The 12,929-nt window shown below is 50.4% G+C and carries 11 protein-coding genes; 1 reads left to right on the top strand and 10 read right to left on the bottom strand.

What is annotated here, in order from left to right; translation table 11 throughout:
* The first annotated feature begins 294 nt into the window (after positions 1-294).
* Positions 295-1,059 carry a sporulation protein gene (locus ACXAD6_RS05205; RefSeq protein ID WP_474967936.1) on the top strand — a complete coding sequence of 255 codons (765 nt, stop codon included), beginning with the start codon at positions 295-297 and terminating at the stop codon, positions 1,057-1,059.
* Between the two features lie 79 nt (positions 1,060-1,138).
* On the opposite strand, the gene ACXAD6_RS05200 is transcribed toward ACXAD6_RS05205, so the two are convergent.
* The 10 genes from ACXAD6_RS05200 to ilvB form a co-directional block, all read right to left on the bottom strand.
* Complete coding sequence (locus ACXAD6_RS05200; protein ID WP_474967935.1) at positions 1,139-2,272, bottom strand: D-alanyl-D-alanine carboxypeptidase family protein; 1,134 nt, start codon at positions 2,270-2,272, stop codon at positions 1,139-1,141.
* A 228-nt stretch (positions 2,273-2,500) separates the two neighbouring features.
* A complete protein-coding gene (locus ACXAD6_RS05195) occupies positions 2,501-3,664 on the bottom strand; it encodes an iron-containing alcohol dehydrogenase (protein WP_474967934.1) in 1,164 nt (387 codons plus the stop codon).
* Positions 3,665-3,809: 145 nt separating this feature from the next.
* Complete coding sequence (gene ilvA / locus ACXAD6_RS05190; protein ID WP_474967933.1) at positions 3,810-4,769, bottom strand: threonine ammonia-lyase; 960 nt, start codon at positions 4,767-4,769, stop codon at positions 3,810-3,812.
* A 14-nt stretch (positions 4,770-4,783) separates the two neighbouring features.
* Positions 4,784-5,389, bottom strand: coding sequence for a 3-isopropylmalate dehydratase small subunit (gene leuD / locus ACXAD6_RS05185; RefSeq protein ID WP_474967932.1), 606 nt, complete (start codon positions 5,387-5,389; stop codon positions 4,784-4,786).
* Between the two features lie 4 nt (positions 5,390-5,393).
* Entirely contained in the window at positions 5,394-6,806 is a 1,413-nt protein-coding gene (leuC, locus tag ACXAD6_RS05180) for a 3-isopropylmalate dehydratase large subunit (protein WP_474967931.1), read from the bottom strand.
* Positions 6,807-6,841: 35 nt separating this feature from the next.
* The gene (gene leuB, locus ACXAD6_RS05175; protein ID WP_474967930.1) at positions 6,842-7,948 is read right to left on the bottom strand and encodes a 3-isopropylmalate dehydrogenase; all 1,107 of its coding nucleotides are present in this window, start codon (positions 7,946-7,948) and stop codon (positions 6,842-6,844) included.
* 16 nt (positions 7,949-7,964) lie between these two features.
* Complete coding sequence (locus tag ACXAD6_RS05170) at positions 7,965-9,512, bottom strand: 2-isopropylmalate synthase (protein ID WP_474967929.1); 1,548 nt, start codon at positions 9,510-9,512, stop codon at positions 7,965-7,967.
* Positions 9,499-10,530 carry a ketol-acid reductoisomerase gene (gene ilvC, locus ACXAD6_RS05165; protein ID WP_474967928.1) on the bottom strand — a complete coding sequence of 344 codons (1,032 nt, stop codon included), beginning with the start codon at positions 10,528-10,530 and terminating at the stop codon, positions 9,499-9,501. The genes ACXAD6_RS05170 and ilvC overlap by 14 nt, the downstream gene beginning before the upstream one ends.
* An 18-nt stretch (positions 10,531-10,548) precedes the next feature.
* Complete coding sequence (gene ilvN, locus ACXAD6_RS05160; protein WP_027953607.1) at positions 10,549-11,070, bottom strand: acetolactate synthase small subunit; 522 nt, start codon at positions 11,068-11,070, stop codon at positions 10,549-10,551.
* Positions 11,067-12,782 carry a biosynthetic-type acetolactate synthase large subunit gene (gene ilvB / locus ACXAD6_RS05155; RefSeq protein WP_474967927.1) on the bottom strand — a complete coding sequence of 572 codons (1,716 nt, stop codon included), beginning with the start codon at positions 12,780-12,782 and terminating at the stop codon, positions 11,067-11,069. Before ilvB ends, ilvN begins: the two co-directional genes overlap by 4 nt.
* Positions 12,783-12,929: the final 147 nt, after the last annotated feature.

Here is a 12,929-nt window from a genome sequence, read left to right as displayed (position 1 = left end):
CGTTCGATTTTTTTTATGTAACACTAACCTCTCCCTCTCTACCTGGTCCTTATTCTCTAGTATCGGCCTAATATAGAAATTCTTCACCTTTTTGCACAAAAACATTTTACCCTGATGAAGAATAAAAGCCTCTGAAAGAACATCATTCCCTCCCGGTACTATCCTGAAACTATTATCCTAGTAAAGTGTTCACCCCCTCATAAAGGAGCCTTTATACCTATAAAAAGAAGGATTCATATTTTTTGAACCCATTTCTTCTTTTCATCCGTATACATTAAAAAAGGAGGAGATCGTATGTTCAAGAAGTTTTTAGCAAGTGTCGGTGTCGGAGCCGCCAAAGTGGATACCCAGTTGGAAAAGGATCAATTCATCCCGGGTGAAGACGTTCACGGGAAGGTTGTTATCCAAGGGGGAGACGTGGAACAGTCCATTGATGCCATTCATATCTTTTTAATGACGGAGGCTGTCCGCGAGGTGGATGACCGTAAAGTGAAAGAAAACGTGTCCCTGCAGAAATACGCAGTATCCGGACCCATCACGATTCAAGAGGGAGAGACAAAGGAAATTCCTTTTTCCATCACCATCCCTTTTCATGTACCGGCTTCTCTGGGACGACGGCTTCCGATATGGTTTGAAACCGGACTGGATATTCCAAGAGCACTTGATCCGGAAGACCGTGATCCAGTCACTATCGCTCCGCACCCTTACATTGGAACCATTCTGGATGCATTGGAAAACCAGCTCGGCTTCCGCTTAAGAAAAGTCGAAATGGAGTATTCCAAGCGGCACGGATATGTCCAGGAGTTCGAATTCGCACCTGGTGGAAACTACCGCTCCTACTTAGATGAACTGGAGGCCGTTTTCTTTCTTCAGGAAACCCATGTCGAAGTGATGCTTGAAGTGGACCGCCGCGCCCGCGGACTTGGGGGGTTATTCGCAGAAGCGCTCGAAATGGATGAAAGCCGGGCTTCGCTGACCCTTACAAAAGAGGAGTTAACGGGCTCCACGCAGACCATCGCCCGCCGGCTTCAGGAAACCATCGACCGCTATAAAAACTAAAAAGAAGGGTGACAGGAATGTTCCTGTCACCCTTCTTTTTAGTTTCCCTGAAATAGGATATCCTTCGTATTCATCAGCCTTAGAAATGAAGGACTTCCAACGCCCAGAATTTCGGAGGGATGATCAAATAGTTCAGGTAATCTGTCCATGAATCCTCTTCTTCCTCAACAGCGGCAGGTTTCGGAACGTTCGTTACTTCTGCCTTCTCTTCCAGCTGATAGGAAGTCAGTGGAGTCCCATCCTCACTGTTGATCGTTACTTTCCCGTTATCATTTACAGAGACTTCTGCTTCCTCTTCTTTTAAATGAGTATAAGGAATCTCTTCAGGTAGCATATACTCATCCGCTCTGCCGCCAAGAATTTCCTCTTTTTGAACGAAGGACGTTTCATAGTTTTCGAATCCGTAGTCCAGTAGTTCTTTAGTATCGGTATAGACCTGGTCCTGATTCGGCGTTTTCATGGTTATGGCAATGAGGTTCGTATCCTCACGGGCCGCCGTGGTTGCCAGCGTAAATCCGGCCTGTGGAACAAAACCGGTTTTCCCACCCGTGATGCCTTCGTAAGGATCTTCCCGGAACAATTTGTGATGGGTATACAAGGTGGTCTCCCATGATTCTCCCGTCCAGTCCATGGTTTTTGTACCGAAAATCTCCATGAACGTTTCATTCTGCATCGCATACTGAGTGATTAAAGCGAGATCTCTTGCTGTTGTCATATGCTGTCCATCATAAAGACCGTGCGGATTGGTGAAATGGGTTTTCTCCGTTCCGACTTTTTCTTGTAGGAAGACACTCAAATCTTCAGAAAAGCTGTCTACACTGCCGCTCATATGCTCAGCTATAGCCGTCCCGGCATCATTCCCTGAGTTGATCAGCAGTCCTTGTACAAGCTTTTTCAGAGAAACCTGCTCCCCTTCCATCAGGAAAACACTCGATCCGCCTGTGTTTCCCGCTTCTTCACTTACCGTCACCAGATCTTCCGGGTCTCCGTTTTCCAACGCATAAATCGCAGTGGCGATTTTAGTCAGACTAGCGGGATACATCTTACGGTCAGCGTCCTTCTCGTAAATGACCTTCCCGGTGTTTGCTTCCATAACAATGGCTGATTCACTAAGAATATCAGGAGAATCGGGTTTAGCCTCCCCATACACGGGGGTGCTAGAGAAATTGGCAGCTAGAAGGATAAGTGTCAGTATAATTGTAAGCTTTTTCAATCGAATGTCTCCTTGTTCAGTTGATTAATTTCGACATTTTTCTGCAATTGCTTACAATTATATCTTGAAATCATTGAATACCCAGACAATATACGTAGATTTAATTGAAATGTAACCGGCATGTAAATTTTCTAACTAATCTATGAATATGAGGTAAAAACTGACAACGGTTTCTCCCTCTATCAAAAAAGCCCTGAGAGGTTTGCATTCCTCTCAGGGCTTTTCTATTTACAGGGATCGGTTCAAGATGTCGCGGACACTTTCCTTGTCCAATTCCTTATACGTGCCAACACCCGGCTTGATGAACGTTTTTTCAACAATGGAGTCGAAATCCTGACCATCAATATCGAAATCTTTCAAGGTGGACGGGGCGCCTAGAGAGTTCCAGAAACCTCTTAAGGCAGCCGCTCCTTCTTGGGCTGTCTGCTTATCGTCTTTACCTTCAGGATCAATACCAAAAACGTTGACGGCCAGCTGCTTCACGCGGCTTGGATCTTCTTCGAGGACGTGTTCCAGCCAGTTCGGGAACAGGATGGCGAGACCGCCGCCATGGGGAATATCATATACCGCAGAGAGCGCGTGCTCGATGCGGTGTGTGGCCCAGTCGCCGCCGTCGGTTCCATTGGACAGCGTACCATTGAAAGCTGTCGTACTTATATACATCATTGTTTCGCGGTACTCATAGGACTGCTGATTTTCCATCAGTTTAGGTCCATATTCAACAGCTGTTCGGAGCAGCGATTCGATAAACCCGTCGATCATCGGTGTATTGGGAGTGCGGTGGAAATAGTGCTCCAACGCGTGAGACATACTATCGACGATGCCGTACACAGTCTGGTGTTCCGGTACAGAAAACGTATAGGAAGGATCAAGGATCGAGAATGTCGGGAACACGTGCGGGGAGCCCCAGCCAAGCTTGTCTCTCGTCTCCCAGTTTGTGATGACAGATACCGCATTCATCTCCGATCCAGTTGCTGCCAGCGTAAGGACGGTACCAAACGGAAGGGCCTTTTCGACAGCAGCACTGCCGGTAATGAGATCCCAGGCGTCTCCTTCGTATTCCGCACCCGCGGCAATCGCTTTTGTACAGTCAATCACACTGCCTCCGCCGACAGCCAGTAGGAAATCAATCCCTTCCTGCTTACAGATGTCCACACCTTTTTGTACCGTCGTTAAGCGTGGGTTGGGCTCCACACCGGAAAGTTCATACATATCGGCATCCAGAGATTTGAGCATGCCGACAGCTTCCTCGTACACACCGTTCCGCTTAATGCTCCCGCCGCCATATACGACAAGCACTTTCGACCCTTTCGGGATTTCCTGGGCTATCTGCTCGATCTGGCCTTTGCCGAAGTACAGACGCGTCGGATTATATTGTAAAAATTGATTCATCATTTTCACCTCTTATGTAATGGATTCACGAGTATTGTACCATCCCCTCCCCCCTCACACGAACCATCCGCCTCTGCTTCTTTACTCAACATACAAAAACCAGAAGAAACCGCTGCCGGTTTTCTTCTGGTTTAATCCTGTCACCTTATGCGATGACAACCTTTTTTGGGTTGGCCAGCTTTCGGACCAGTGGCAGCCGGGAGAGATCCATGTTCCCGCCGCTCAAAACAACGCCGCACTGCTGCTGTTCAAAGGAGTGACATGTCTTTAGAAGGCCTGCCAGTGCTGTGGCACCAGCCCCCTCTACAAGGGTTTTCTCTCGTTCAAGCAGCAGAAGCATCGCCTGGGCGATTTCATGTTCTTCCACGGTGATGACCTGGTCCACGTATTTCTGGATACACGTATACGTTAACCTTCCATGCTCTTTCACGGCAATGCCATCTGCGATTGTGGAAACAGACGTCAGTTTTGCCGGTCCTTTCTTATAAAGTGCATTGTAGGTGGACGGTGCTTTGGCTGACTGAACGCCGATCACCGTAATATCCGGTTTCAGTTGTTTCGCAGCAAAAGCAACACCGCTGATCAAACCGCCGCCTCCAATTGGTACGAAAAGGCGTTCAAGATCCGGCTGCTGCTGAAGCATTTCCACAGCCACCGTAGCCTGACCAGCCATCACTTCATAATCATCAAAGGGATGAAGGAACGTCGCGCCGGATCGTTCCTGCTCGATCCGTGCGGCCTGATACGCTTCCTGAAAGGATTCCCCTGTGAGGACAACGGTTGCCCCGTAGCCTTCTGTTGCTTCCACCTTCGCCTGTGGTGTTCCTTCCGGCATGAAGATTTGCGCCGTAATTCCCCGCTTCGCTGCAGCAACCGCCACTCCCTGGGCATGGTTGCCTGCTGAGGCAGCAATGACTCCGCATGCGGCTTCCTCTTCCGTCAGGCAGGCGACCTTATAGGAAGCTCCCCTGACTTTAAACGCGCCGGTTTTCTGCTGATTTTCCATCTTCAAATAGACGTGCTGCCCTGTCCGCTCATTAAAGGTCGTTGACGTCTGCAGTGGCGTGCGGTGCACAACCTCCTGCAGCTGTTCCTGTGCATCCATTACTTTAGCCAGCGTTAAGAAATCCCCAACGTCTTCACTCCTTTTTGTTTTTCCTCAAATTGGTCGATTTTGTCTTCGTACGTCAGTGTAACGGCAATTTCATCCCAGCCGTTCAACAACATTTCCTTATGATAGGGCTGAATATCGAATGCCACTTCGAAACCGCCGCCATCAATCGTCTGCGCCTCCAGATCCACGGCCACTTCATAAGCCTCGGTTTCCGCCTTTTCCATCAACTGATCAACGACAGGCTTCGGCAGTTGAATAGGAAGGATCCCGTTTTTGAAGCAGTTGTTATAAAAGATATCAGCAAAGCTCGGAGCGATGACGACACGGAAACCATAATCCTGGATCGCCCATGGGGCGTGTTCCCTGGAGGAGCCGCATCCGAAGTTCTCTCCTCCTGCTAAAACCGAAGCACCGTCATACTTCGGCTTGTTCAGGGAAAAGTCCTTTCGCGGAGCCCCGTCATCATCAAACCGCCAGTTGTAGAAGAGGAACTGACCAAACCCCTGCCGTTCAATCCGTTTCAAGAACTGTTTTGGAATGATCTGATCGGTATCGACATTCGATCGATTCAATGGGTAGACCAGACCTTTGTGCTGTTTTAATGGTTCCATCTGTTCACCCTCCTACCGTACCGGCATATTTTCTGACGTCTACAAAACGGCCTTCAAGAGCTGCTGCCGCTGCCATTTCCGGACTGACAAGATGGGTGCGCGCCCCATTCCCCTGACGCCCTTCAAAGTTACGGTTGGACGTTGAGGCACAGCGCTCACCCGGCGGAACGATATCATCGTTCATCGCCAGACACATGCTGCAGCCGGCATCGCGCCATTCAAATCCGGCAGTCAGGAAGATCGTGTCCAGACCTTCGGCTTCTGCTGCATCTTTCACTGACTTGGACCCCGGTACAACGAGAGCTCTGACCCCATCATGGACACGGCCGCCACGGACGATTTCAGCCGCCCGGCGCAGATCGCTCAAACGGGAGTTTGTACAAGATCCGATAAACACGTGTTCAACAGGTATGGACTCAATCGCCTGATTCGCTTCAAGGCCCATATAATCGATCGCCCGTTCAATGCCGTCACGGTCATCCTCCACCTGCTCCGGATCGGGGACACGTCCACCGACAGGAACACACTGAGAAGGGTTGGTCCCCCATGTCACCTGAGGCTCAATTTCATCTGCATGGATGGTAAGGGTCTGGTCGTATTCCGCCCCTTCATCCGATGCCAGCGACAGCCACTGCTCCTTGACTTCTTCAAAATCTTCTCCCTCAGGCACGTAACGCTTCCCGCGGAGATACTCGACAGTGGTCTCGTCCGGTGAAATCAAACCGGCACGTGCGCCCGCTTCAATCGACATGTTACAGACCGTCATCCGTTCTTCCATCGTCAGGTTACGGACCGCTTCGCCCGTGTATTCAATGACATGGCCGGTACCGAAACGGACGCCGTATTTACCGATGATCGCCAGAATCAAGTCCTTGGCTGTCACTCCTGTTCCCAATACTCCCTCCACATGAACCTGAAGGGTTTTCGGCTTGGCCTGCCAGAGAGATTGAGTGGCCAGCACGTGCTCCACTTCACTCGTGCCGATTCCAAATGCGAGGGCGCCAAAAGCCCCGTGTGTAGAGGTATGACTATCTCCACAGACGATTGTTTTTCCCGGCTGGGTTAACCCAAGCTCCGGACCAATGACATGGACAATGCCCTGGTCCGGGTGGTTGATATCCGCCAGCCGGACTCCAAATTCCTTACAATTTGTCTCGAGTGTTTCCATCTGTTTCTTGGAAACTTCATCCTTGATGACATTGCGGTGGATGGTCGGCACGTTGTGATCCATCGTTGCAAACGTACGATCCGGCCGCCTCACCTTCCTTCCGCTCATGCGGAGCCCTTCAAACGCCTGGGGAGAGGTCACTTCATGAACCAGATGCAGGTCGATATAGAGAAGATTCGGCTTCCCTTCTTCTTCGTGGACGACATGCTGATCCCAAATTTTTTCAACTATGGTTTTTGGTTGACTCATTCCGTTCCGCTCCCTTCTTTTCTTTGTTGTACCGCTCATACATAGCAGCGCATAATATTTTCTGTTGCATCACTCGTGCTGATCTGGTCGACAATTTTAGCTGCCAGTTCACTTCCGCTGACTTTCACACCACTTTTCAAATCGATGTCTGCGGTGTGATACCCTTCCTGCAGCACCCCGGCAACAGCGGCTTCCACTTGTTCGGCTTCCTCTTCCATACCAAAGGAGTGTTTCAGCATCATGGCTGTGGAGAGAATGCTTGCAATCGGATTAGCTTTATTCTGCCCGGCAATGTCCGGAGCTGAACCGTGGACAGGTTCGTAAAGACCGACACTCTTTTCGTTCAAGCTTGCTGATGGAAGCATACCCAGAGATCCGGTTAAGACAGAGGCTTCGTCGCTTAAGATGTCTCCGAACATGTTTTCCGTAACGATCACATCAAAATACGAGGGGTTCGTCACAAGCTTCATCGCTGCGGCATCCACGAGCATATGCTCAACAGTCACGTCCGGATAATCCGCTTTTTTCTCTTCGACGATTTCCCGCCACATCCGGCTGGATTCCAGGACATTGGCTTTATCCACCGATGTCAGGTGTTTTCTTCTGACCCGCGCGCTTTGAAACGCCTGATCGACGATTCTTTCAATTTCATGGCGCTCATAAGCCAGCGTATCCACGACTTCCTGTCCGTTGTTCCTGCGCTCACTCGGCTGTCCGAAATACAAACCGCCGGTCAGCTCCCGGACAATCAACAGGTCACTGTTTTCAACGACTTCCTTTTTCAAAGGGGAAGCATGGAGCAGCTGATGAAATGCCTGGACAGGACGGAGGTTGGCAAACAATCCAAGCTGTTTGCGGATACCCAGCAGCCCTTTTTCCGGCCGCATATGACCGGGCAGCTGATCCCATTTCGGACCTCCGACAGCTCCAAGGAAAATGGCGTCGGCTTTTTTAGCCGCCTGGACCGTATCATCCGGGAGCGGCGTCCCGTGCTGGTCGATGGCTGCTCCTCCAATGTCATGACTTTCAAATGTAAAGGTATGCTGGTAACGGTCGGCGACCGCCTGCAGCACCTGTCTGGCTGCTTTTGTTACTTCCGGACCGATGCCGTCGCCCGGCAGTAAAACGATATGTTTCTCCATGTACATCCCCCTTTTGTTATACCTGCACTTTTTCGTAGCCTTCATGACGTTTATGCTGATAAAGTGTACGATTGACCGCGTTTAAAAATGCGTGGGCGGAAGCTTCCAGCACATCCTGCGCCGATCCACGGCCGGAGGCTTTTACCCCGTTGACGGTCAGCTGGACGTGAACCTCTGCCAGTGCATCGCGTCCTCTTCCAATGGAGCTGAGTTGATAATCCTGTAGATGAACATCTGCATCAATCAAATCATCCAGTGTGTTGTAAATCGCTTCGACACTTCCTTCGCCGGTATTGGCTTTTTCCGCTTCTTCTCCATCCGGTTTCGTTAAAAGAACCGTAGCGGTCGGGCGGTTGATGCTGCCGTACTGGACCTGGAAGGCTTTCAATTCGTACTTCGGCTGGTCTTCGTTTTCGGTCTGCGTATCGGTAAGAATCGCAAAAAGATCATCATCGGTGACCTCTTTTTTCTTGCCGGTCAAATCTTTGAAAGATGCGAACGCTTCTTTCAGCTTCGTTTCGTTCAATTCAAAGCCCAGCTCTTCCGCTTTCTGCTTGAACGCGTGCCGGCCGGAGTGTTTGCCAAGAACCATCCGGTTGGAATCAATACCCACCATAGCCGGTGTAATGATTTCGTACGTCGTAGCTTCTTTCAGGACACCGTCCTGGTGAATACCGGACTCATGGGCAAAGGCATTACGTCCGACAACCGCCTTGTTCCCCGGCACCTGCATCCCGGTCAAGCGGCTGACAAGATCACTCGTCCGCTTAATTTCCTTAAGAACCAGACCCGTTTGGAAATCGTAGCGGTCCTGCCTGATCTGAAAGGCGACGGCAATCTCCTCTAAAGCGGCGTTTCCGGCACGTTCTCCGATACCGTTAATGGTGCCTTCGATCTGGCCGGCCCCGTTTTCGACGGCTGCCAGGGAGTTGCTGACGGCCATCCCCAAATCATCGTGGTTATGCGTAGAGAGGACCGCTTGATCAATGTTCGGCACCTGCTCCCTTACATACCGGAAAAGACTGCCGATTTCATCCGGTGTCGTGAAACCGACCGTATCCGGCAGATTGATTACTGAAGCCCCCGCATCAATGACTTGTTCAATGATGTGAACGAGAAAATCCCGGTCCGAGCGCAGCGCATCCTCTGCGGAGAACTGAACATAAGGGAATTTCTCACGGGCGTAGCGGACCATGCTGACGGCGGTTTCTACAACCTCATCCGGCGTTTTTTTCAATTTATGTGTCATATGAATCGGGGAGGTGGCAAGAAAGACGTGGAGTCTCGGCTCCGCTCCGCCTTTCAATGCTTCCCACGCGATATCGATATCGCGCTTATTCGCCCGCGCCAGTCCTGTTACTGAACAACCGCGTACCGTATCGGCAATCTCTTTGACTGCATCAAAATCCGCCTGGGAGGAAGCAGGGAATCCTGCTTCCATAATGTCTACACCAAGTCTCTCCAGCTGCTTGGCAATTTCCACTTTTTCCAAACGGTTCAAGTTGACCCCGGCGGACTGCTCTCCATCACGCAGGGTCGTGTCAAAGACATTAACGTGAGCCATGAGTGACCACATCCTTTTCTTTGGATTGGGACTTCTTGACGAACGGCATTAATTCGCGGAGCTCTCTACCCACCTTTTCGATTTGATGCTGACTTTCCTTCGCGTTGATCGCCGTGAACTCAGGACGGTTCACTTGGTTTTCAAGAATCCAGCCTTTCGCAAATTTACCAGTCTGAATATCTGTCAGCACTTCTTTCATGCGGGCTTTCGTAGTTTCATCAACGACGCGTGGACCGGAGACGAAGTCACCCCACTGAGCGGTATCAGAAATGGAATAACGCATGCCTTCCAGACCGCCTTCATACATAAGGTCTACAATCAGTTTCAATTCGTGAAGACATTCGAAGTAGGCCACTTCCGGCTGGTAACCAGCTTCTGTCAATGTTTCAAAGCCTGCCTTAACAAGGCTGGTCAAACCACCGCACAGGACAGCCTGCTCACCGAACAAGTCTGTTTCGGTTTCTTCCTGGAAGGATGTTTCCAATACACCTGCACGGCCGCCGCCGATTCCTTTCGCATAGGCGAGAGCAACCTCTTTGGCTTCCCCTGTTACATCCTGCTCTACACCGATCAGGGCCGGCACCCCTGCTCCTTCTTCAAATGTACGGCGGACAAGATGTCCCGGACCTTTCGGAGCTACGAGGAATACATCCACATCGGATGGAGGGACAACCTGATTGAAATGAACGTTGAATCCGTGGGCGAAAGCAAGCGCTGCACCGGATTTCAGATTCGGTTTGATCTGTTCTTCGTACACTTTCGGCTGATACTCATCCGGAAGAAGGATCATAACGACATCAGCATCTTCTACAGCCTCCGGAACGGTCTTCACTTCCACACCGTCTTCCACTGCTTTATCCCATGATTTCCCTTTACGAAGACCAACAACGACATCATGACCGCTCTCTTTCAGGTTTAATGCGTGGGCATGACCCTGGGAGCCGTATCCGATGACAGCTACTTTCTTATTTTTTAGAACCTCATCTTTAATATCATTGTGGTAGTATACATGTGCCATGTTTCATCCATCCTTTCATCATTTTAATAGGGAGTAAGATTTGAATTCTGCTACCTGGGGCTGGTGGCCTCGTGTAAAGGCGGTCAGCCCGGTTCTTGCTGATTCTTTTATTCCATAAGGGCGGAGCAGATCGATAAGAGCATCAACCTTGTCGGATTTACCAGTCACCTGAACCGTGACACTTTCCTTGCTCACATCAATGATCGACGCCCGGAATGGCTCAATAATGCTTTGGATTTCATTGCGGATCTGAGGGTTGCTGATGACCTTCACCATCGCCAGTTCTCTCGCTACGATGGCTTTATCCGTGATGTCCGATACTTTCAGGACATCGATTTGTTTGTTCAGCTGTTTCGTCAGCTGCTCCAGCTTCCTCTCATCCTCCACCTCGACGACGAAGGTCATTTTGGATACTCCTTCGGTTTCTGTGCGGCCGACAGATATGCTTTCAATATTGAACTGCCGCTTAGCGAGGAGGCCGGTGACCCGGTTCAGGACACCGCTCCGGTTATGAACCGTTGCTGTCACGATGCGTTTCATCGTTTCACCCCAATCATCTCGTGGATTCCTTTTCCAGGTGCAATCATTGGATAGACGTTCTCTTTCTGCAGAACCCGGCAGTCGATAAGGGCCGGCTGATCATTGTTCAGAACTTCCGGAAGTACATCCTCCAGCTGTCCCTGGGTTTCAATTTTATATCCAGGTACTTGGTAGCTCTCCGCCAGTTTTACAAAATCAGGCTGGACATCCATGATCGACTCGGAGTAGCGTCCACTGTAAAACTTCTCCTGCCACTGCCTTACCATTCCGAGCGCCTGATTGTTGACGATCAAAACTTTGACTGGAAGCCGCCGCTCCTGGAGAACAGACAGTTCCTGCAGCGTCATTTGGAAACCGCCATCGCCGACAACCGCCACACAGGTGGATTTCCGATCTGCCAGCTGAGCACCGATCGCCGCTGGAAAACCGTACCCCATCGTTCCAAGCCCCCCGGAAGTAACCCAGCGGTTCGGCTCGTCGAACTGGTAATACTGGGCCGCCCACATTTGATGCTGCCCGACATCTGTCGTTACAACCGCTTCCCCTTTGGTATATTCATAGACTTTCTGGAGCAGCCACTGGGGGACGATCTCTGCCTCCGGCTGGTCATGCCACAAAGGGAAATCCTGTTTGTTCTTTTCTGCTTTCATCATCCAATCATGGTGATCCAGGTTCTGCACGGCTTTTTCATTCAGCGATGTAAGGGCCGCTTTCGCGTCCGATACGATCGGGATATGGGTTTCCACGTTTTTACCGATTTCTGCAGGGTCGATATCGATATGCGCCACTTTGGCATGTGGTGCAAAATGTTTCAGATTACCTGTCAGTCTGTCATCAAAGCGTGAGCCGAAGTTGATGAGCAGATCGCATTCGTACAGGGCCATATTTGCTGCATAAGTTCCGTGCATCCCGGCCATGCCAAGGGAAAGACGGTCGCTGCCGGGATAACTTCCAAGACCCAGCAGAGTCGAGGTGACCGGAAGCTCGTAATTTCTTACAAATGTCCTGAGCTCTTCAGAAGCCTTGGCGTGGATAACGCCGGATCCGGCCAGAACGACCGGCTTTTCAGCTGCAAGAAGGGCTTCATGCAGCTTATTGATCTGCATCGGATTCGGTTTCGTCGTCGGCTGATATCCCGGAAGATGAAACTCCTTGTTGATGTCTTTTTCAAAGACGGTTGAACTGATGTCTTTCGGAATATCCACGACGACAGGACCCGGTCGTCCAGTCGTAGCTATGTGGAAGGCCTCATTCACAATTCTCGGAAGATCTTCAATATTCTGAACTTGGTAGTTATGCTTCGTGATTGGTGTAGTGATTCCCATGATGTCCGATTCCTGGAAGGCATCTGTACCAATGACCCCTTTCGCCACCTGTCCGGTGAAGATGACGAGTGGGATCGAATCCATCATGGCATCGGCAATACCGGTCACAAGGTTCGTTGCCCCTGGTCCTGATGTGCCGATAACAACTCCAGCACGGCCGGAAACACGGGCGTAGCCTTCAGCTGCATGGATGGCCCCTTGTTCATGCCTTGGAAGCACGTGATCAAAGCTGCCTTCCGCCCGGTAAATGGCATCGTAAATCGGCAGCACAGCTCCTCCTGGATAACCGAACAACGTATCAACACTCTGGCCAATCAATGCCTCTACAAGTAAATCGGCCCCTGTTTTCACTGCGGTCTTTTGTTCCGCACTTGCCTGTGCTTTCATTTTTTTCATCCCTCCTGCAGTAGTTGTGAAGAATAAAGCGGATTTTCCGCTGTTCCACCTGCTCTTTGTCGAATAAAAAAGAGACCTTCTCCTCCTCAAGTTCATGCACCACCAGAATGATGCAGGAACGTGAGGGGTGAAAAGGTC

This window comes from Halobacillus sp. ABH2_015 (assembly GCF_056158945.1).
This window is presented reverse-complemented; position numbering and strand designations above follow the sequence as displayed.

What these genes read in the sequence shown, in the direction of transcription:
- ACXAD6_RS05205 (WP_474967936.1), top strand. Translation starts at nt 295, where the DNA reads ATGTTCAAGAAGTTTTTAGCAAGTGTCGGTGTCGGAGCCGCCAAAGTG.
- ACXAD6_RS05195 (WP_474967934.1), bottom strand. Translation starts at nt 3,664, where the DNA reads ATGAATCAATTTTTACAATATAATCCGACGCGTCTGTACTTCGGCAAA.
- ilvA (WP_474967933.1), bottom strand. Translation starts at nt 4,769, where the DNA reads ATGGATGCACAGGAACAGCTGCAGGAGGTTGTGCACCGCACGCCACTG.
- leuD (WP_474967932.1), bottom strand. Translation starts at nt 5,389, where the DNA reads ATGGAACCATTAAAACAGCACAAAGGTCTGGTCTACCCATTGAATCGA.
- leuC (WP_474967931.1), bottom strand. Translation starts at nt 6,806, where the DNA reads ATGAGTCAACCAAAAACCATAGTTGAAAAAATTTGGGATCAGCATGTC.
- leuB (WP_474967930.1), bottom strand. Translation starts at nt 7,948, where the DNA reads ATGGAGAAACATATCGTTTTACTGCCGGGCGACGGCATCGGTCCGGAA.
- ACXAD6_RS05170 (WP_474967929.1), bottom strand. Translation starts at nt 9,512, where the DNA reads ATGGCTCACGTTAATGTCTTTGACACGACCCTGCGTGATGGAGAGCAG.
- ilvC (WP_474967928.1), bottom strand. Translation starts at nt 10,530, where the DNA reads ATGGCACATGTATACTACCACAATGATATTAAAGATGAGGTTCTAAAA.
- ilvN (WP_027953607.1), bottom strand. Translation starts at nt 11,070, where the DNA reads ATGAAACGCATCGTGACAGCAACGGTTCATAACCGGAGCGGTGTCCTG.
- ilvB (WP_474967927.1), bottom strand. Translation starts at nt 12,782, where the DNA reads ATGAAAGCACAGGCAAGTGCGGAACAAAAGACCGCAGTGAAAACAGGG.